The sequence below is a fragment of the Conyzicola nivalis genome (assembly GCF_040548875.1).
Taxonomy (GTDB): domain Bacteria; phylum Actinomycetota; class Actinomycetes; order Actinomycetales; family Microbacteriaceae; genus Conyzicola; species Conyzicola nivalis_A.
This window is the reverse complement of the sequence record NZ_JBEPSJ010000001.1, coordinates 1,197,259-1,216,110: the sequence shown is the minus strand read 5'-3', so window position 1 is coordinate 1,216,110 and position 18,852 is coordinate 1,197,259. Positions and strand designations below refer to the sequence as shown.

At 69.4% G+C, this 18,852-nt stretch carries 17 protein-coding genes; 11 read left to right on the top strand and 6 right to left on the bottom strand.

Translation table 11 applies throughout. The features are described from left to right. The first annotated feature begins 11 nt into the window (after positions 1 to 11). Entirely contained in the window at positions 12 to 491 is a 480-nt protein-coding gene (locus tag ABIE21_RS05885) for a hypothetical protein (protein ID WP_354023839.1), read from the top strand. A gap of 12 nt (positions 492 to 503) precedes the next feature. Here ABIE21_RS05885 and ABIE21_RS05880 read toward each other — a convergent pair whose 3' ends face one another. Genes ABIE21_RS05880 through ABIE21_RS05865 form a run of 4 tightly spaced genes read right to left on the bottom strand, consistent with a single transcriptional unit; the run spans position 504 to position 5,576 of the window. Beyond that, positions 504 to 1,487: an alpha/beta fold hydrolase gene (locus ABIE21_RS05880; protein WP_354023838.1), complete on the bottom strand. Its 984-nt coding sequence runs from the start codon at positions 1,485 to 1,487 to the stop codon at positions 504 to 506. A 19-nt stretch (positions 1,488 to 1,506) separates the two neighbouring features. Beyond that, positions 1,507 to 2,607 (bottom strand): winged helix DNA-binding domain-containing protein, encoded by a 1,101-nt coding sequence (locus ABIE21_RS05875; protein ID WP_354023837.1) that lies wholly within the window; start codon positions 2,605 to 2,607, stop codon positions 1,507 to 1,509. A gap of 36 nt (positions 2,608 to 2,643) precedes the next feature. Then, on the bottom strand, positions 2,644 to 4,488 hold the full coding sequence (locus ABIE21_RS05870) for a glycoside hydrolase family 15 protein (protein ID WP_354023836.1): 1,845 nt from the start codon (positions 4,486 to 4,488) through the stop codon (positions 2,644 to 2,646). Beyond that, complete coding sequence (locus ABIE21_RS05865) at positions 4,488 to 5,576, bottom strand: App1 family protein (RefSeq protein ID WP_354023835.1); 1,089 nt, start codon at positions 5,574 to 5,576, stop codon at positions 4,488 to 4,490. Before ABIE21_RS05865 ends, ABIE21_RS05870 begins: the two co-directional genes overlap by 1 nt. A 201-nt stretch (positions 5,577 to 5,777) precedes the next feature. Here ABIE21_RS05865 and ABIE21_RS05860 point away from each other — a divergent pair, with 201 nt between their 5' ends. From ABIE21_RS05860 to ABIE21_RS05835, 6 genes are all read left to right on the top strand, one after another. Next, a complete protein-coding gene (locus ABIE21_RS05860; RefSeq protein ID WP_354023834.1) occupies positions 5,778 to 6,428 on the top strand; it encodes a TetR/AcrR family transcriptional regulator in 651 nt (216 codons plus the stop codon). A 259-nt stretch (positions 6,429 to 6,687) separates the two neighbouring features. Then, entirely contained in the window at positions 6,688 to 7,545 is an 858-nt protein-coding gene (locus ABIE21_RS05855) for an ABC transporter ATP-binding protein (protein ID WP_354023833.1), read from the top strand. Continuing rightward, entirely contained in the window at positions 7,542 to 8,249 is a 708-nt protein-coding gene (locus tag ABIE21_RS05850; protein ID WP_354023832.1) for an ABC transporter permease, read from the top strand. The genes ABIE21_RS05855 and ABIE21_RS05850 overlap by 4 nt, the downstream gene beginning before the upstream one ends. Continuing rightward, a complete protein-coding gene (locus ABIE21_RS05845) occupies positions 8,246 to 8,965 on the top strand; it encodes an ABC transporter permease (RefSeq protein ID WP_354023831.1) in 720 nt (239 codons plus the stop codon). The genes ABIE21_RS05850 and ABIE21_RS05845 overlap by 4 nt, the downstream gene beginning before the upstream one ends. 29 nt (positions 8,966 to 8,994) lie before the next feature. Further along, the gene (locus tag ABIE21_RS05840) at positions 8,995 to 9,906 is read left to right on the top strand and encodes an ABC transporter substrate-binding protein (protein ID WP_354023830.1); all 912 of its coding nucleotides are present in this window, start codon (positions 8,995 to 8,997) and stop codon (positions 9,904 to 9,906) included. A gap of 97 nt (positions 9,907 to 10,003) precedes the next feature. Next, entirely contained in the window at positions 10,004 to 10,933 is a 930-nt protein-coding gene (locus tag ABIE21_RS05835; RefSeq protein WP_354023829.1) for an ABC transporter substrate-binding protein, read from the top strand. A gap of 1 nt (position 10,934) precedes the next feature. On the opposite strand, the gene ABIE21_RS05830 is transcribed toward ABIE21_RS05835, so the two are convergent. After that, on the bottom strand, positions 10,935 to 11,660 hold the full coding sequence (locus ABIE21_RS05830) for a DedA family protein (RefSeq protein WP_354023828.1): 726 nt from the start codon (positions 11,658 to 11,660) through the stop codon (positions 10,935 to 10,937). Positions 11,661 to 11,818: 158 nt separating this feature from the next. Here ABIE21_RS05830 and ABIE21_RS05825 point away from each other — a divergent pair, with 158 nt between their 5' ends. The 4 genes from ABIE21_RS05825 to cydC are packed head-to-tail and all read left to right on the top strand — an operon-like array spanning position 11,819 to position 17,612. After that, positions 11,819 to 13,225, top strand: a complete 1,407-nt coding sequence (locus ABIE21_RS05825; RefSeq protein WP_354023827.1) for a cytochrome ubiquinol oxidase subunit I — start codon at positions 11,819 to 11,821, stop codon at positions 13,223 to 13,225. Positions 13,226 to 13,236: 11 nt separating this feature from the next. Beyond that, entirely contained in the window at positions 13,237 to 14,253 is a 1,017-nt protein-coding gene (gene cydB / locus ABIE21_RS05820) for a cytochrome d ubiquinol oxidase subunit II (RefSeq protein WP_354023826.1), read from the top strand. 12 nt (positions 14,254 to 14,265) lie between these two features. Continuing rightward, the gene (gene cydD / locus ABIE21_RS05815) at positions 14,266 to 15,906 is read left to right on the top strand and encodes a thiol reductant ABC exporter subunit CydD (protein WP_354023825.1); all 1,641 of its coding nucleotides are present in this window, start codon (positions 14,266 to 14,268) and stop codon (positions 15,904 to 15,906) included. Between the two features lie 5 nt (positions 15,907 to 15,911). Beyond that, positions 15,912 to 17,612: a thiol reductant ABC exporter subunit CydC gene (cydC, locus tag ABIE21_RS05810; protein WP_436232322.1), complete on the top strand. Its 1,701-nt coding sequence runs from the start codon at positions 15,912 to 15,914 to the stop codon at positions 17,610 to 17,612. Between the two features lie 447 nt (positions 17,613 to 18,059). Here cydC and ABIE21_RS05805 read toward each other — a convergent pair whose 3' ends face one another. After that, positions 18,060 to 18,851 carry an aminotransferase class IV gene (locus tag ABIE21_RS05805; protein ID WP_354023823.1) on the bottom strand — a complete coding sequence of 264 codons (792 nt, stop codon included), beginning with the start codon at positions 18,849 to 18,851 and terminating at the stop codon, positions 18,060 to 18,062. Position 18,852: the final 1 nt, after the last annotated feature.

The window sequence follows — 18,852 nt, the reverse complement described above, 5'->3', positions numbered from 1 at the left end:
AGCGTGGTCTGATGCCCACCACTCCGACCGCCAGCGACCTCGCCACGATCCTCCCCGGAACCTGGAACGTGCGGTCCACCAATTTCCCGATGTGGCTCACTCGCGAGCGCACCTCGCCGCGCTTCACCTACTCGCTGGTGAGCGAGGACCCGCTGGTGCTGCGCGACGACGTCAGCTACCGCACCACCGACGACGCCGAGAAGCACGTTCTGGGTACCGACAAGTGGGCACACGACGGATTCGTCCGACGCGGCAAGGGTCGCCGGCGGCTCGCCACGACCCGCTGGTCGATCAGCGGTATGAACGAGGCGGGCACCGTGATCGCCGTCCGGTTCGAGAAGTCGCTGGCGTCGCCTGCCGGAATCGACATCCTGTCTCGCGAGGGAGTCGTCGTAGACGAGCTGCGCAGTCTCGTCGCCCGCAACACCGAGAAGTTCGGCCTGACCGCCGAGGACTTCGCCTCGCTCACCTGGCTCGACCCGGTCACGTAGCCCCGCTCTGCCTCAGCCGAGATAGCCGAGCGCGCGCAAGACCTCCAGAGGCCGCTCCACGTTGCCGAAGTGTCCGCAGTCGGGCACCACGGTCGTGATCGCCCGCGGCACGGTGGCTGCCAGACGGTCGAGGTCGCCCTGCGTGACGAAGACGTCACGGTCGCCGCGCGTGGCACGCACCTCGCACTCGATGGCCGCCCATCGGGTGTCGGCGTCGTAGCCGCGCGTCACCTCGGAGGCCGCGACGAACGAGCGCGGCCGCAGCTCGGTCGACAGCGCCTTGATGACCGAGTCGTGCACCCGGGCGACGTGTCTGAACAGCGGGAAGGCCACCAGCCTCATGATCCCGGCCGCCTGCAGCGCCGAGACGGCGACGATGGCGACGGCCTGCACCGGTGCGAGCAGGCGCAGGAAGAACCGCAGGAGCACGAAGCCCGGGATGACCCGGAGCCCACGCCACGGATGCGCGACGCTCTCGATCACCGACCACGTCGTGCCGGAGACGAGCGACACCGACAGCACGCTCTGCGGCCAGGTCGACGCCATGTGCAGCGCGATGAACCCGCCGAGCGAGTGCCCGACGACGTCCCACTCGGTGTAGCCGAGTTCGAGGGCGGTGTCGCGCACGAGCTCGCTCACGGCGTCGAGCGTCGGCGGTGCCGCTCCGGGGTCTCCTGTGGCGTCGCCCCAGCCGGGGAGGTCGACGATGACGGGGTTCACGATCGTCACACCGGCCCGTTCGGCGGCGGCGAGCAGGGGAGTCCACGTCGTCCAGGAGCCGGCCGCGCCGTGCAGCAGGATCGTCGCCCTGGTCGATGTCCGGGCGGGGCGGTGCCGCGCAACCGCCCGGATCGCCTGCCGGTCGTCGGGAGCGGCGGCGTGCAGCCGTCGATCATGCCAGAACACGGTGGTCTCGGTCAGGCCGAGGGCGGCCGCGTCGGTCTCGAGCGGGAACGGAGCGTACCCGGCGGTCGGGTCGGCGCGGAGTTGAGACATCCGCGTCAGCCTATCGAAACTATTCGTAGCGCAACGAGTGCAGAGGCATACCGAGGAAGCGCGCGTAGTCGGCGACCGCGTTCGCGAAGCGCGATCGTGCCCTCGCCGACAGTCCGGCGAACGGCCGCGCGTCGACGGTGACGCATCCGCGGGCGAGGGTGCGCCGCCAGGTGCCGACGACCTCCCCGTCGACCACGATCGTCGACAGGAACAGGCCGTTGCCGCCCGGCACCACCAGTTTCGCGTGCTGCGTCGCCAACGCCGCCGAACGGTCCTGGTAGCCGAGCAGGTACTCGTCGAATCCGGGGAGGGCGACAGTGGCGGATGGCGCGGCCGGGGTGTCCCGACCGAGGAGGTAGGCCGTACCGTCGACGTCGAGCTCGTCGAGCAGCTCGCGCGCGACGGCGACTCCGGCACGCGCGTCGGTCAGCGTCAGCGACGACCACCAGGCGAAGTCGCGCACCGTCGCCGGGCCGTGCGCCGAGAAGTAGCGCAGAGCGAACTCCCCGAGCGCCTCATCCCGCTCCAGTGCGCGCGGGGAGCGGACCCACTCGTCGAGCAGCACGAACGTCTGCTGTTTGCCGCGCACCGGTCCGAACACGGTGAGCCGGTCGAGGCAGAGCCGCTGCAGGAGGTGCATCCCTCGCTGGCCGGTCGTGGGGATCCCCGCCGCGACGAACGCCTCGAGCAGCCCGTCGCGGGTGAGCTCCCGCCGGCCCGAGAGCTGCTCCCGAGCCACGTCGCCGGCACGGGCGAACTCGCCGTCGGTGAGTTCGAGCTCGCGCTCACGGCCGGCCGTGCCGCGGATGATGCGGTCGGCGGTGAGCGAGAGGATCCAGCCGAGGTCTTCGGGAGGCACGAAGTGCAGGGTGCCGCGCATCGGCCAGGATCGTACGATCTCGCCGGCCGCGAGACCGGCCTCGATCGAGGCATCCGTCGCCCCCGGGGTGCGCAGCCCCACCGACCATTTGGCGCCGGCGAAGTCCTGGGCCTGCACGCACAGCATCCGTCGCACGGTGGCCGCCGGGTCGCCCGGGCTGTCGGCCGACCGGACGATGCCCTGTGCGCTCAATCGCAGCGCGGTGAGCTGCCGACGGCTCGCGGTGAAGGTTCGCGTCATGCGCCCAGTATCGTCCCCTGCTGCGACATCGCGCGTCTACAGCGAGACGGACTGCTGTTTCTCGGGTTCGGCTTCCGAGGCCGTGTTCGCCCGGGCCGTGGCCTCGGCGATCGCGTCGGCCGCGCGCACGAGCGATAGGTGGGAGAACGCCTGCGGGGTGTTGCCGGCCTGACGCGCGTCGCCCACCGCGTACTCCTCGCTGAGCAGGCCGACGTCGTTGGAGTACCCGACGAGGCGATCCATCAGCTCCGTGGCATCCGCCAGCCTCCCCGACCGCGCGTACTGCTCGGCGAGCCAGAACGAGCAGGCGAGGAAGGGGTTCTCGCCCTCCGGCAGCCCGTCGACGCCCGACTCGGTGCGGTAGCGCAGCAGGAGCCCGTCTTCGAGGAGGTCCTCTTCGATGGCGGCGACGGTTCCGAGCATGCGTGGGTCGTCCGCTTCGATGTAGCCGGCCTGCACCATCTGCAGGAGCGAGGCGTCGACCGTCGAGCCGCCGTAGTACTGCGTGTATGTTCCGCGCACGGGGTCGAAGCCCTGAGTCTCGATCTCCTCGCGCACGAGGTCGCGCATGCGTTCCCAGCGTTCCACCGGGCCGTCGAGCCCGAACTCGCGCACGGCACGCGCGGCGCAGTCGAAGGCCGCCCAGAGCATGACCCGCGAGTGGGTGAAGTGCCGCAGCGGGCCGCGGATCTCCCAGATGCCGTTGTCGGGGCGCTGCCAGTTGTTCTCGACGAAGGTCATCAGGGCGCGCTGCAGCGGCCAGGAGAAGTCCATCTCCTCGCCCTGCGTCTCGCGCGCGCGTTCGAGGGCGAGCATGACCTCGCCGAACACGTCGCCCTGGTACTGGGTGAACGCGCCGTTGCCGACGCGCACGGGGGATGCGCCGTCGTAGCCGGGCAGGCTGTCGACGACGTACTCGTTGAGCCGGCGCTCGCCGGACAGGCCGTACATGATCTGCACGTCGGCGGGATCTCCCGCGATCGCGCGCAGCAGCCAGCGTCGCCACGGGTCGGCCTCGGCCTCGAAGCCGTGGTCGAGCAGCACGTGCAGGGTGAGCGACGCGTCGCGCAGCCAGACGTAGCGGTAGTCCCAGTTGCGCTGCCCGCCGAACTCCTCGGGCACGCTCGTGGTCGCCGCCGCGACGATTCCGCCCGTGTCCTCGTGGGTGAGCGCGCGGAGCACGAGAAGCGACCGGCGCACGGCCTCGGAGTACTGCGGGGCGACAGCGGTGGTCGACGCCCACGACTGCCACCAGCGTTCCGTCTCGCGGATGCGCTTGCTCACGTTGAGGGGGGCGGGCGCGCTGCGATGAGCCGGATACCAGGTCAGGGCGATGTCGACGGTCTCGCCCGCCGACACGGAGAAGTCGGAGACGTGGGCGTGGTCCTCCGCCCGCAGCACCGGTCCGCGGATGACGATCGCGTCGGGACCGGCGACGGCGACGACGGCGTTGCCGCCCTCCTCGGGCACCTGACGCAGCCACGGCAGCGCGGCGCCGTAGTCGAACCGGATGCGCAGCTCCTGGTGCATGTCCACGGTGCCGGACACCCCCACCACGCGACGCACGACGTCGGCGCGCCGGTCGCCGTGCGGCATGAGGTCGATCACGTCGACCTCTCCGGTGGGCGTCACCCAGCGGGTGACGAGAGTGAACGTGTCTTCGACGTAGCTGCGGCTGCTCGACACGCCTTCGTCGCCGTGGAGCGACGCGCGCGGGGCGACAAGCCAGCGCCCGTGGTCCTCGTCGCCGAGCAGCGCCCCGAACGTCGACGCCGAGTCGAAGCGGGGCAGGCACAACCAGTCGATGCTGCCGTCGAGCCCGACGAGGGCACCCGTGTGGCAGTCGCCGATGAGGGCATAGTCTTCGACGTGCAGAGCCATCAGCGGGGGTCTATGCCGTGGGCGTCGTCGCCCAGCACTCCGGAGTCGATGAGCTGCTCGAGCAGCCCGGCGCCGTCGGGCGCGAACACCCACGTCGTCTGGCTGAGCTGTTCCTTCTCTGCGGCTGTCGAGCGGCCGCCGGCGAGGACCGCCTCGCTGGTGGACAGCTGGCGGATGGCGATCGCCGCGACGTTCTCGGGGTGCGACTCGGCGAACTCGCCGTAGATCTCCTCGTCGTGCTGCCCGTCGTCGCCGATCAGCAGCCAGCGCATGCCCGGAAGCTCCTGGGCGATGCGTTCGAGGCTGGATGCCTTGTGGTCGCGACCGCTGCGGAACCACCGGTCGTGGGTGGGCCCCCAGTCGGTGAGCAGGAGAGGGCCGGCGGGATACAGGTTGCGGTCGAGGAACCGGGAGAGGGTCGGCGCGACATTCCAGGCGCCGGTCGACAGGTAGACGACGGGCGCGCCGGGGTTCGCGCGGATGAGGCGCTCGTAGAGCACCGCCATGCCGGGCACCGGGCGTCTGGCGTGCTCGTCGAGCACGAAGGTGTTCCAGGCGGCGAGCAGCGGTCGGGGGAGTGCCGTGACCATGACGGTGTCGTCGACGTCGGAGATGAGCCCGAACTCGGCAGCCGGGTCGATGACGAACACGGGCGCGGTGACGTCTTCCGTGTCATCCGTCCGGATCGTGATGGTGTGCCAGCCGGGGGATAGGTCGACCGCGATCTTGGTGTCGACAACACCGCCCCGGTCGGCGAGCACTCTCTGCTCGACGCCGCCGGCGATGATCGTGACCTCGACGTCGTCGACCGGGATGCTGAAGAAGCTGCGCCAGCCGCGCACCTTGGCCACCCGCTGGCTCGCGACATCTCCGCGGGTCAGTACGACGCGACAGAGCACGCGGATCCAACCGGGCGAGCCGTAGCCGCTGTACGGAATGACCGTGGTCTTGAGTCCACGCTTCCGACCGCGCTTCTCACGCCAAGCGTGCAGTGAATCCTCCATGCGTGCGGCGAAGTGGAGGATGGGCGCTGCGGCGCCCGGGGTGGTGTCGCCCGGACGCGCGATCGGGTTGCGGGAGCGGGCCATCCTCCAAGTCTGACATGGCAACCGGCCGCGGCGATCCTCTGTACTCAGCAAAGGGCCAGCGGGCGTACAGTCAGGCTGAAATACAGTGAGCCCGCGCGCCCACCGATTTGTGAAATATTTCCGCAAATAGTGAGTTTCATTCCTACCCCCGGTATGGGGGCGGGGTTACGATAACAATCTAAGTTTGATTGAGGAGACATCGTGTCGACACCATCCGTCATAGACGCAATTTCCGCCGGACAGGTTTCACTGCGCAACGAGCCGGTGCAGGCCCGCAGCACGGCACGGCTCGCCGCTCTTATGGACGCCGCCGCCGCCGTGGTCGACGAGATCGGCTACGAGCGCCTCACGACCGCGATGGTCGCCGAGCGCGCAGGGGCCTCCATCGGCACCGTCTACCGCTACTTTCCCGACCGCATCGCCGTTCTCCAGGCACTCGGTGCCCGCAACCTCGAGCGCGCACTGAGCCGCGTCACCGAGGAGGCGGCCAACGTCAAGCACGATGACTGGGTGTCGGCGCTCAGCGCCTCCATGGACATCCTCGTCCAGGCCTTCCGCGACGAGCCCGGCTTCCGTTCGCTGCGCGTCGGCGACGTCATCGACCTCCGCCCCGCGCCCAACGAGACGCCGTACAAGTCGATCCTCGCGGGAGCCCTGCTCGAGAGCCTCGTCAGCCGCTTCGGAGTGCCCGACAACGACGAGGTGCGCTTCGCCTTCGAGACTGCGATCGAGGTGTCCGACGCCCTCGCGGCTCGGGCGTTCGCCCGCAACCCCGACGGCGACCCGGCGTTCCTCGGGGCCGGCAGCTCGATCGTCGCCACGCTGCTCACCCCGCACTTCGGTAAGCCGTAGCCCTCGACACACCGTCTCCTCACCTCCGCGATCCCCGGCGGCTCCCTCCCGAGCCGACCGGGGATCGTCGCGTGCGGGGCATTGTCGGTGGTTCGACATAAATTGCAATCAGGGCAATCCGGAATGACAGACGTTCCGAATGGTGTTTAGCTTTGTGTCTGGTCTGGGTGTTCGTTGGGCCGGTCACGCAGGCAGCGTGGTGCTGGTTTTCCTGGCGCGTGTCGATTCGTGAGAATTCACGAGGAATGAGCCGAAGTACATGATCGAATTCCGTTCCGTGAGCAAGAAATTCGCAGACGGCACCCTGGCCGTCGACGACTTCAATCTCGTCATACCATCGCGCAAGACCACGGTGCTCGTCGGGTCGTCTGGAAGCGGCAAGACCACTCTGCTGCGGATGATCAACCGCATGGTCGACCCGACCTCCGGCACCGTCGAGATCGACGGTGAGAGCGTGCTCGACCGCCAGCCGGTGGCCCTGCGCCGCTCGATCGGCTACGTCATGCAGAACTCCGGGCTGCTCCCTCATTTCACCGTCGTCGACAACGTGGCCACGGTGCCCGTGCTCAACGGAGTGCCGCGCAAGGTCGCGCGTCAGCAGGCCCTCGAGCTGCTCGACACCGTCGGGCTCAACCGCGACATCGCGAACCGCTACCCCAGCCAGCTCTCGGGAGGCCAGCAGCAGCGGGTCGGCGTCGCACGAGGTCTTGCCGCGAATCCCAACATCCTCCTCATGGACGAGCCGTTCGGCGCCGTCGACCCGATCGTGCGAGCCGAACTCCAGCAGGAGACCATCCGGCTGCAGCGCGACCTCGACAAGACCATCGTGTTCGTCACCCACGACATCGACGAGGCATTCCTGCTCGGCGACCAGGTGGTCATCCTCGAGAAGGGCGCCAAGATAGCGCAGGTCGGCAGCCCGAGCGAGATCATCGAGAACCCGGCGAGCGACTTCGTCGCCGACTTCATCGGCGTGGACAAGGGCAAGCGCTCGCTGTCGATCAAGCACACGCCCGGCGGCCCGATCCTCGTCGACTCCGAGGGGCGCGCGGCCGGAGTGCTCGTCGACGGCGAGCCGTCCGCGGCAGCGCAGGGCGAGAGGAGCACGGTCGCGTGACCTGGGTCGTCAACAACCTCGATCTGATCCTCGAGCTGTCGGTCGCCCACCTGCGGCTCTCGATCGCGCCCATCGTGCTCGGCTTCCTCATCTCCCTGCCCCTCGGCTGGCTCGCCTATCGGTTCAAACTCACCAGGGGCCTCCTCCTGACGGCGGCCGGACTGCTGTTCACCATCCCGTCGCTCGCGCTGTTCGTGCTGCTCCCGCCGCTGCTGGGCATCAGCTTTCTCAGCGAGGCGAATGTCACCATCGCGCTCACGATCTACGCGGTCGCGATCATGACCCGCTCCGTGTCCGACGCGCTCGGCTCTGTCGATCCGGCGGTGCGCCAGTCGGCGACCGCCGTCGGCTACGGCAGCTGGCGTCGGTTCTGGGCGGTCGAGTTCCCGCTGGCGGGCCCGGTCATCCTGGCGGGCCTGCGGGTCGCCGCCGTGAGCACCATCAGCCTCGTCACCGTGGGCATCCTCATCGGCGTGCAGAGTCTGGGCTACCTGTTCACCAACGGCTTCCAGCGCAGGATCGTGCCCGAGATCTTCGCCGGCGTCGTCATGGTCGTCGTCATCGCGCTGCTCGTCGACTACCTGCTCGTGCTGCTCGGCCGAGCGCTCATGCCGTGGTCACGTGCACAGAAGACCGTGCGGCCGCCGCTCGAGCGCGTGCCGCTCGTCCCCACAGCGTCGAACACCCTGGGCGGCACCCGATGAGCCTCTTCGCCGACGCCTTCGCCTGGCTGTTCTCGCCCGACCGGCTCGAGGGCGGCGACGCGCTGCCCACCGCGATCGCCGTGCACCTGTTCTACACCTTCGTCTCGCTGCTGATCGCCGCCGTCATCGCCGTCCCCGTCGGCTATCTGATCGGCCACACCGGCAAGGGCCGCGAGCTCGCGGTCGGCATCTCCGGCGCCGCCCGCGCGCTGCCCTCGTTCGGACTCATCCTGCTGCTGGTGCTCGTCATCGGCGTGACGCAGAAAGAGGGGGCTGCTTTCGCCGCCTTCGTGCTGCTCGGCATCCCGTCCGTTCTCGCCGGGGCCTACTCCGGGCTCGAGGCGATCGACCGGCGCGTCATCGACGCCGCCCGCGCGGTGGGCATGACCGAGTGGCAGATCCTGTGGAGGGTCGAGGTGCCGCTCGGCCTCCCCCTCCTGATCGGCGGACTCCGCTCGGCGGCGCTGCAGATCGTCGCCACCGTCACCCTCGCCGCCTACATCGGCCTCGGAGGGCTCGGGCAGTACATCATCGCCGGCCTCCGCCTCCGCCAGTTCGACCAGATGCTCGGGGCTGCCATCGTCATCATCGTCCTGGCGCTCGTCATCGACGGGCTGTTCGCGCTCCTCCAGCACCTCGTCGTGCCGAAGGGCGTCGCGGCCGGTCGAGCCACAGACATCCGCACGCGGTCATCCCGATCCCGCGCGGTGGCGTAACCACTCGCCGAAAAGAGAAGAGAGAAAAAATGTTCACAGCAAGGAACAAGGGCTGGCTCGCCGCGGGCGTAGTCATGGTCGGGGCGTCATTGGCCCTCTCAGGGTGCGCTTCGGGTGACCCGCTCGAGACGGACTCGGGTTCGGGCGACAGCGAGGCCATCGTCGTCGGCTCGCAGGCCTACTACTCCAACGAGATCATCGCCGAGATCTACTCGCAGGCGCTCGAAGACGCCGGATTCGAGGTGGAGCGCAAGTTCCAGATCGGAGAGCGTGACGCCTACCTGCCGTCGCTCGAAGACGGATCGGTCGACCTGATCCCCGAGTACACCGGAAACCTCCTCCAGTACTACGCCCCCGACACCACCTCGACCGAAGAGGAGGCCGTCTACGCCGAGCTCGCCGACGCTCTTCCCGAGGGTCTCACAGTTCTCGAGAAGTCCAGCGCGACCGACCAGGACTCCTACAACGTCACCAAGGAGTTCGCCGACGCGAACGGTCTCGAGAGCCTCGAAGACCTCGCCGGCCTGTCGACTCCCGTGCGCCTGGGCGGAAACGCCGAGCTCGCCGACCGCGCCTACGGTCCCGAGGGACTGCTCTCGGTCTACGGCGCCACCGTGACCTTCGAGGCCACCGGCGACACCACCGTCGACGAGCTGCTCGCGGGCGGAGTCGACATGGCGAACGTCTACAGCGCCGACCCGAGCATCCAGACGAACGACCTCGTGACGCTCGCCGACCCGAAGGGCCTGTTCCTGGCCTCCAATGTCGTGCCGCTGGTCAACGCCGACATCGCCGACGACATCGCCGACGTGATCAACGCGGTCAACGCGAAGCTCACGCCGGAGGGGCTCATCGACCTCAACGTGCAGAGCACGGTCGACCAGGAGTCGTCCGACTCCATCGCGACGAAGTGGCTGACCGACAACGACCTGCTGAAGTAGCCGGTCGCGGCGACGCCGCTGACACACGCGAGGGACGGATGCCGCGGCATCCGTCCCTCGTTCTCTCCCCACCGGACCTCGTGAAAGAATGGGTCATATGCACTCACGCGCGAGATCCCGTCTTCTGGCCGGAGCGCTCGCACTCGGCATGGGGCTCACCGTCACCGCGTGCGGCAGTGTGCCGGTGGATCCGAGCGACACGGGCGCGGGAACGCGGATCACGGTGGGCGCGCAGGACTCGATCGAGAACCGAATCGTCGCGCAGCTGTACGGCCAGGTGCTCGCGGACCACGGCTACCTCGTCGACTACAACGAGGGCATCGGCACGCGGGAGAACTATCTCGCCGCGCTCCAGGCCGGGACCGTCGACCTCGTCGCCGACAACTCCGGCGACCTGCTCTACGGCATCGACCCTGACGCCTTCGCACGCTCGGCCGATGACATCGCCGAGGCGCTTCCGGAGCAGGTCGAGGCGTTCGGGCTGAGCGTGCTCGAGGCCGCTCCCGCCGACAACGCCGAGGCGTTCGTGGTCTCGCAGGAGTTCGCGGAAGCCCACCAGGTCGCCTCGATCGGCGAGCTCGGCTACCTCGCGAGAAGCATCACGCTGGGCGTCAGCGACGACTTCGAGTCCCACCGCTACGGCACCGCGGGGCTCCTCGCCGTGTACGGCGTGTCGGGGTTCGCCACCAAGACCCTCAACGACGACGGCGGCACCGCCACGGTCAGCGACCTGCTCACCGACGCGATCCAGGTCGCCGTCATCCCCTCGACCTCGCCGTCGATCAGCCGCAACAACCTGCGCGTGCTGAGCGACCCGAAGAGCCTCATCACCACGCAGAACATCGTGCCGGTGGTCGGCGAGGTCGCAGACTCGGCCGACGTGCGCCGACTGCTCGACCCCGTGTCCGACGCCCTCACCACCGACGAGCTGCGATCGTTGAACGAACGCGGCACCTCCACCGACACGCCGTCGCCCGAGCGGATCGCCAAGAAGTGGCTCACGCAGAAGAAGCTGCTGGACGACTGAGCTAGGCGGAACGCCGCTCGCGTTGCACGACGGCAGGGTCGTCGGTCGTCGGGTCTTCGGCCGCATCCGCCGCGACCGCGTCCTCTGCACTGTGGGCCATGTGCCGCGCCTCGACCCGCGTCAGCACCTTCTTCACCACCACCACCACGAGTGCGAAGCCGACGATGATCGCCACGAAGATGTAGCCGGCGTAGTGCAGGCGGTCGGCCATCTCCCGGTAGCTGCCGGCCGCGAGGGCCCCGACTGAGACGTAGGCGAAGGCCCAGAGCACACAGGCGGGAACGGTGAAGGCCATGAACTTGCGGTAGCGCATCGCGCTCATGCCCACTGTGAGGGGGATGATGGAGTGCAGCACGGGCAGGAAGCGGGAGATGAACACCGCGAGTCCGCCCCGCCGGTCGAGGTACCTCTCGGCCCTCGCCCAGTTGTGCTCGCCGATTCGCCGGCCGAGGCGGGATGCGCGGATGCGCGGCCCGAAGTAGCGGCCGAGCGCGAAGCCGATGCTCTCACCTGCCAGCGCACCGGCGATGACGGTGACAATGAGGGCGAAGTACTCGACCGGACCGACCACCCCGGTGGCGGCGACGATCACGATGGTGTCGCCGGGAACGATGAGCCCGATGAGGATGCTGGTCTCCAGCAGGATGCCGATTCCGGCCAGCAGCGTGCGCAGCACGGGGTCGACGGACTGAACGACGTCGAGAATCCAGCTCAGAATCTCATTCACAGCACGACCCTACCCATTCAGGCTGTGGGTTCGGATGGGGGTATCCCCTGAAAAGTGCCCCGGTAGTCGGGACTTAAGACTCATGTGCCGCCCCGGCCGCGCGAGCAGACTGATACCAGTAGTTTCAGCGATTAATTCACGATCGGGCGGTGATAGACGTGGGGGAGATTCTCGACCCGCTTCTGCTTTCTCGGTGGCAGTTCGGGCTCACCACCCTCTACCACTTCCTCTTCATCCCCCTCACGATCGGCATGGTGCTGCTCGTCGCGATCCTGCAGACCGCCTGGGTGCGCACCGGCAAGCTCAAGTACCTGCACCTGACTCGGCTGTTCGGCAAGATCTTCCTCATCAACTTCGCCATGGGCGTCGTGACCGGAATCGTGCAGGAGTTCCAGTTCGGCATGAACTGGTCGGACTACTCGCGTTTCGTCGGCGACGTATTCGGCGCCCCCCTCGCGATGGAGGGCCTGCTCGCCTTCTTCTTCGAGGCGACATTCATCGGGCTGTGGATCTTCGGCTGGGACAAGCTGTCGCCGAAGCTGCACCTCGCGACCATCTGGGCGACCGCAGTGGGCAGCGTGCTGTCGGCCTACTTCATCCTCGCCGCCAACGCGTTTATGCAGAACCCCGTCGGGTTCGAGATCAACGAGGCCAAGGGTCGGGCCGAGCTCGTCGACATCGGCGCCGTGCTCACCAACCCTGTCGCCGTCTGGCAGTTTCCCCACACCATCTTCGCCTCGATCATGTTCGCGGCGGCGGTCATGGTGGCGACCGCCGCCTACCACCTGTCGCGCAAGCGCCACGAGGACACGATGCGCACCGCGCTCAAGTTCGGCTCGTTCGCCAGCATCTTCGGCTTCGCCGGCTCGGCGCTCTCCGGCGACCAGCTCGGCCTCGTCATGGTGCAGACGCAGCCGATGAAGATGGCCGCAGCGGAGGCGCTGTACAAGACGACCGAGAACGCGAGCTTCTCGATCTTCTCCCTCGGCACCCCCGACGGCGCGCACGAGATCTTCTCCATCCGCATCCCCTACCTGCTCTCCTTCCTCTCGACGCACACCTTCACCGGCGAGGTCGAGGGCATCAACGACCTGCAGGCCCAGTACGTGCAGGACTACGGCCCGGGCGACTACACGCCGATCATCTGGATCACCTACTGGTCGTTCCGCTGGATGATCGCGCTCGGCGGCCTCGGTGCCCTGATCTCAGTGGTCGGCCTGTGGCTCACCCGCAAGGGCAAGGACCCGAAGCCGTGGGCCTGGAAGGTCGCCATCTGGTCGGCGCCCGTGCCGCTCGTCGCCGCCCTCGTGGGCTGGATCTTCACCGAGATGGGCCGTCAACCGTGGATCGTGTTCGGGTTGATGAAGACTGAAGACGGGGTCTCGCCGAACGTCACCGGTCTCACCGTCGCCATCTCGCTCGTGGCCTTCACCCTGGTCTACGGCGCCCTCGCCGTCGTCGAGTTCAAGCTCATCAAGAAGGCCGCGATCACCGGGCCCGACGAGTGGGAGCACCACGACGACGCAGACAACGTCGACCACTCCAAGCTCGCGACCGTCTACTAAGGAACACGAACATGGATCTCGCCTACCTCTGGTTCTTCATCGTCGGTTTCTTCTTCATCGGCTACTTCGTGCTCGACGGATTCGACTTCGGCGTCGGCATGAGCCTGCCGTTCCTCGGCAAGGACGACACCGACCGCCGTGTGCTCATCAACACGATCGGCCCGGTCTGGGACATGAACGAGACCTGGCTGATCGTCGCCGGCGCCGCCATGTTCGCCGCGTTCCCCGAGTGGTACGCGAGCATGTTCAGCGGGTTCTACCTCGCCCTGCTGCTCATCCTCGTGGCGCTGATCCTGCGCGGGGTCTCGTTCGAATACCGGCACCAGAACAAGGGCGTCGAGTGGACCAAATGGTTCGACCGGATGATCGTGGTCGGCTCGGCGGTTCCGTCATTCTTGTGGGGGGTCGCCTTCGCCAACCTCATCCAGGGTGTCCCGATGGACGCAGACCACAACTTCACAGGCACGCTGCTGACCCTGCTGAACCCGTACGGCCTGCTCGGCGGGCTCACGACGCTGCTGCTGTTCTTCACGCACGGCGTGGTCTTCGTCTCGCTGAAGACCGAGGGCGACATGCGCCTCCGCGCACAGTCGCTCGCGCGCAAGTCGGGGGCGGCCGCGGTGCTCGTCGCCGCCGCGTTCCTCGGCTGGACCATCCTGCAGCACCTCGACTCTCCGCACGTCTGGCTCATCGTGACGCTCGCGCTCGTCGCCGCGGTCGCCCTCATCGGCTCCTGGCTGTTCAACGCGGTCGGGCGTGAGGGGCTCGCCTTCACGGCCATCGCGCTCACCATCGTCTTCGCGGTCGCGACGATCCTCTCGGCCCTGTTCCCGAACGTCATGCCGGCCAGCAACGACCCGGCGAACGGCCTGACGATCGAGAACGCGTCGAGCACGCCGTACACGCTGAACCTCATGACCTGGGTCGCCGGCATCAGCCTGCCGCTCATCATCGGCTACCAGTCGTGGACCTACTGGGTCTTCCGCAAGCGCATCACCCGCGACACGGTGCTCGCCTCGAGTCACTGATACGGTGACTGAATGAGCGCGGGCCCCATCGATCCGCGGTTGCTGAAGTACGCATCCGCATCACGGTGGTTCCTACTCGCCGGAGGTGTCGTCGGCTTCCTGCAGACCCTCAGCATCGTCGGCGCCGCCTGGTTCGCGGCGGTGCTGATCGTCGGCGTGCTCGACGGCGAATCCCTCGCTTCCCTCGGCCCGCAGATGGCGGCGTTCGCCGGCGTCGTCGTGGTCCGCGCGGTGCTGGTCTGGCTGCTCGACGTGCTCGCCGTGCGCGGCGCGGCGCGGGTGAAGAGCCAGCTGCGCATGCGCGTCGTCGCGGCCCTCGGCCGACTCGGTCCTGCCTGGATCGCCGAGCGCAACTCGGCCGCGGTCACCACGGTCGTCGCTCAGGGTCTCGACGCGCTCGACGGTTACTTCGCCAAGTACCTCCCGCAGCTCATCCTCACCGCCGTCGCGACGCCGATCATCGTGCTCGTGCTGCTCGGCCAAGACCTGACCACCGCGATCGTCGTGCTCGTCACCCTGCCGCTCATCCCGCTGTTCATGGTGCTGATCGGCTGGGCCACCCAGGCAGTGCAGAAGCGGCAGTGGTCGGCGCTGACCCGGCTGGCGTCCGGCTTCCTCGACGTCGTCGACGGGCTCTCCACACTGAAGATCTTCGGCCGCCAGCACCGCCAGGTGGCCCGCATCGAGACGGTCACCGAGGAGTACCGTGCGCGCACCATGGCCGTGCTGCGGGTCTCGTTCATCTCCGGCTTCGTGCTCGAGCTCGCGGGCAGCCTGTCGGTCGCGGTCGTCGCGGTGTCGATCGGCCTGCGACTCGTCGACGGCAGCATCGGCCTCGCGGTCGGGCTCTTCGTGCTGCTGCTGACACCCGAGGCCTACCTCCCGCTGCGGCAGGTGGGAGCGCAATTCCACGCCGCCGCAGACGGGGTGGCCGCGGCCGACGAGGTGTTCGAGATACTCGAGGCGGCGCCGGAAGACCTGCCCGAGGCATCCGCAGCACCGGTCGACCGCGCTTCGACGCTGACGGTCGACGACCTGCGGGTGTCCTACGGAGACCGCACCGTCATCGACGGTCTCAGCGTGGGCTTCGCGCCCGGCCGCGTCACCGCCGTCGCCGGGCCGAGCGGCGCGGGCAAGTCGACGCTCGTCGCCGCGGTGCTCGGTTTCGTCGCCTACTCGGGGAGCATCCGCTACGGCGACCGGGAGCTCGAACCCGGCGCGGCGCGTGACCTCGTGGCGTGGGCGGGTCAGCGGCCGTCGCTCATGGCCGGCACCGTCGCCGAGAACATCGCGCTCGGCGCGGGCACGGTCGACGAGGCGACGCTGCGCGAGGCCATGCGCTTCGCAGCGGCCGAGCTCATCGACCCGTGGCAGACGCTCGGCGTGAACGGCGCGGGACTGTCGGGCGGGCAGGCGCAGCGGGTCTCGCTGGCGCGCGCCTTCTACCGGGCGATGGACCGCGGATGCCCCGTGCTGATCCTCGACGAACCGAGCTCCGCCCTCGACCCGGCGACCGAGAGCGAGCTCATCCTGGGGCTGCAGCGCTTCGCCGCGACCGGCGTGGCCGTCGTCGTCGTCAGCCATCGCACGGCGCTCCTCGACGCCGTCGACAGCGTCATCGAGTTGCGGCCGCGAGCGGCGGTGGTCTCGTGACCGGCGTGCGGGGAGCGCCGGCCGCGCCATCCGCCCCCTCCGCGTCTTCGTCGCCTTCTTCCCCCGACACCGCGTCGGTGCTGCGGCTCGCGCAGCCGCCCGCGCGCCGGTTCGTGCCCGGGCTGCTGCTCGGCATCCTCGCCTCGGGCAGCGCCGTCGCGCTCCTCGCTACCTCGGCGTGGCTCATCACCCGCGCGGCGGAGCAGCCGCCCATCCTCTTCCTCAGCTTCGCGGTCGTCGGTGTGCGGGCCTTCGCGCTCGGCCGCGCGTTCTTCCGCTACGTGGAGCGGCTCGTCACCCACGACGCGGCGTTCCGCTCGCTGGCGGTGCTGCGCACCGGGATCTTCCGCCGGCTCATCCCGGTCGCCCCCGACGGCCTCGGCGGAACCCGCCGCGGCGACCTGCTCACCAGGCTCGTCTCCGACGTGGACGAGCTACAGGACCTGCCGCTGCGCGTCGTGCAGCCCCTCGCGACCTCGCTGCTCGTGTCGGTGCTCAGCGTCGTCGGCGTGGCCATCATCCTGCCCGGTGCGGGACTCACGCTCGCCATCGCCCTCGTCGTCGCGGGCGTCGTCGGCACGCTGGTACACGGCGGGCTGACCGCGAAGGCCGACCGCAGCATCGCGCCATTGCGGGCGGAACTGACGCAGCTCGTGCTCGACTTCGTCGGCCGGCTCGACGTGCTGACCGCGTTCGGCGTCGTCGCCCAGCGCGAGGACGCGATCGCCGCGGCCGACGCCCGGCTGCGCTCCGCCCAGCTGCGCCAGTCGCTCGGCGCCGGAGTGGTCGGAGCCGCAGTGTCGTTGCTCAGCGGCGCCGCGATACTCGGAGCGCTGGCGATGGGCGCCCCGGTGTTCGGCGCGGGAGACATCACCGGCCCCGCCCTCGCCCTCGTCGTGCTCGTGCCCATCGCCGTGTTCGAGTCGTTCGGCACGGTGCCTCTCGCGGTCGGCGCCTGGCGCCGGGTGCGGGTGAGCGCCCGTCGCATCGCCGAGGCGGTTCCGACCGCGATCCCCGCCGAGATCCCGGTGGCGCCGACAGCGCCGCTCGCGGTTCCCGCTGGTCCCGTGACGCTCGAGCTCGACCGGGTGTCGGCCCGCTGGCCGGGTGCCGCGGCCCCGGCCCTGCGCAATGTCACGCTCACGCTGGCCCCCGGCGACTGCCTGCTCGTCACGGGGGAGAGCGGGGCGGGCAAGACCACGCTCGCGCACGTGCTCGTGCGGTTCCTCGACCACGAGGGCGGCTACACAATCGGGGGTGTCGACGCGCGCGACCTCGACCCCGACGCCGTGCGCACCGTCGTGGGGCTCTGCGAGCAGTCGCCGCACCTGTTCGACGACAGCATCAGGCAGAACCTGCTGTTCGCCCGGGATACCGCCACCGACGACGAGCTCCTGGCCGCCCTGGCCTCCGTCGGCCTCGACGAGTGGGTCGCCGAACGCGGCGGACTCGACTCGCCGGTGGGGGAGCGCGGCTCCCTCGTCTCCGGCGGGCAGGCCCAGCGCATCGCGCTCGCGCGGGCGCTGCTCGCCGAGTTCCCGATCCTGGTGCTCGACGAGCCGACCGCCAACGTCGACGTCGACCGTGCGGACGCCCTCATGGCCGACCTCCTGCGCGGCGCCGCGAGCGCGCACCGCGCCGTCGTCGTCATCTCGCACACCGCGATCGACAGCGACCTGGTCACCGCCACGCTGCGCCTGGCGTAGGGCTGTGGCTGCTGCTGCTGCTGCTGCTGCTGCCAGCCCATAGCACCCGCCGCCTTCTTCGGAAATTCAGGAGTTAGCACCGTCGGGGTGTCTGCGGCCCGCGCGGCGGCAGGCATCCGGGGGCCCGGTGCGGCGCTAACTCCTGAATTTCCGCACGGGCGGGCAGGCACGGGGCAGGGCAGGGGCGGGGCGGGGCGGATGCCGCGGCTCGGGTGCCCACCCGCCCGACGCCGCCGGTCCCGACCGAGCACCCCGGCGAGAGCATCGGAAATTCAGGAGTTAGCACCGTCGGGGTATCTGCGGCCCGCGCGGCGGCAGGCATCCGCGGTCCCGGTGTGGCGCTAACTCCTGAATTTCCGAACGGGCGGGCAGGCACGGGGCAGGGCAGGGGCGGGGCGGATGCCGCGGCTCGGGTGCCCGCCAGCCCGACGGCGCCCAGCGCGCCCGCTACGGCAGCGGGTGCCGCAGGGCCGCGAGGCGGGTGCGCCACACGTCGAGGCGGCCGGGCAGCGCGGCCATGCCCGGACCGTCGACCCAACGGGTGATGATGCGCGAGCCGTGCAGCGCTCCGAGCGACCACACTTCGGCGCCGTCGAGCTCGGCGGGGGTGACCGACTCGAAATAGATCTCGGTTCCGAGCGCCGTGGCGAGCCCGAGCAGCGAGCGCGCGGTGACGCTGTCGATGCGCTCGAGCTCCGGCGATGGGGCGCACAGGATGCTGCCGCGCCACCAGACGATCGCGCTGTACGCGCCCTCGACGACGTAGCCCTCGGGCGAGAGGATGATCGCCTCCTCGGCGCCGCGCGGCTGCACCGCCGTGCGAACGCGCAGCATCGCCTCGAGATCGGGGCCCTTCACGGTCGGGCGGGTGCGCGGATCGGGTCCCGCGTGCGACGCCACGACGACCGACCTCGTGAGCGTCGGCGCCGACCGCAGCCGGAACACCAGCAGAGGCGCCCCCGAACGCGATTGCAGTTCGACCCGCGGAAACCAGTCGCCCTCCCGAGGGATCGCGGCGATCGCCGCATCCCAGAACGCGTCGAGGTCGAGCGGCCACGACCCGGCGGCGTCGAAGAACCGCGCCCGGTGCAGGTCGAGGGCGAGGGCGCGTCCGTCGGTGACGAGCCACGAGTCCGCGGCCTCGACGACGGTCTCGGTCATGTCGCAGTAGTCGAGGAAGTCGAGGCGACCCTCGTGCCAGCGGTAGACGGCCGAAGTGGGCGCGATCGGCGTACTCATA

Coding starts and splice junctions, on each gene's coding strand:
- ABIE21_RS05885 (WP_354023839.1), top strand. CDS start 12: ATGCCCACCACTCCGACCGCCAGCGACCTCGCCACGATCCTCCCCGGA.
- ABIE21_RS05880 (WP_354023838.1), bottom strand. CDS start 1,487: ATGTCTCAACTCCGCGCCGACCCGACCGCCGGGTACGCTCCGTTCCCG.
- ABIE21_RS05875 (WP_354023837.1), bottom strand. CDS start 2,607: ATGACGCGAACCTTCACCGCGAGCCGTCGGCAGCTCACCGCGCTGCGA.
- ABIE21_RS05870 (WP_354023836.1), bottom strand. CDS start 4,488: ATGGCTCTGCACGTCGAAGACTATGCCCTCATCGGCGACTGCCACACG.
- ABIE21_RS05865 (WP_354023835.1), bottom strand. CDS start 5,576: ATGGCCCGCTCCCGCAACCCGATCGCGCGTCCGGGCGACACCACCCCG.
- ABIE21_RS05855 (WP_354023833.1), top strand. CDS start 6,688: ATGATCGAATTCCGTTCCGTGAGCAAGAAATTCGCAGACGGCACCCTG.
- ABIE21_RS05845 (WP_354023831.1), top strand. CDS start 8,246: ATGAGCCTCTTCGCCGACGCCTTCGCCTGGCTGTTCTCGCCCGACCGG.
- ABIE21_RS05840 (WP_354023830.1), top strand. CDS start 8,995: ATGTTCACAGCAAGGAACAAGGGCTGGCTCGCCGCGGGCGTAGTCATG.
- ABIE21_RS05835 (WP_354023829.1), top strand. CDS start 10,004: ATGCACTCACGCGCGAGATCCCGTCTTCTGGCCGGAGCGCTCGCACTC.
- cydB (WP_354023826.1), top strand. CDS start 13,237: ATGGATCTCGCCTACCTCTGGTTCTTCATCGTCGGTTTCTTCTTCATC.
- cydD (WP_354023825.1), top strand. CDS start 14,266: ATGAGCGCGGGCCCCATCGATCCGCGGTTGCTGAAGTACGCATCCGCA.
- ABIE21_RS05805 (WP_354023823.1), bottom strand. CDS start 18,851: ATGAGTACGCCGATCGCGCCCACTTCGGCCGTCTACCGCTGGCACGAG.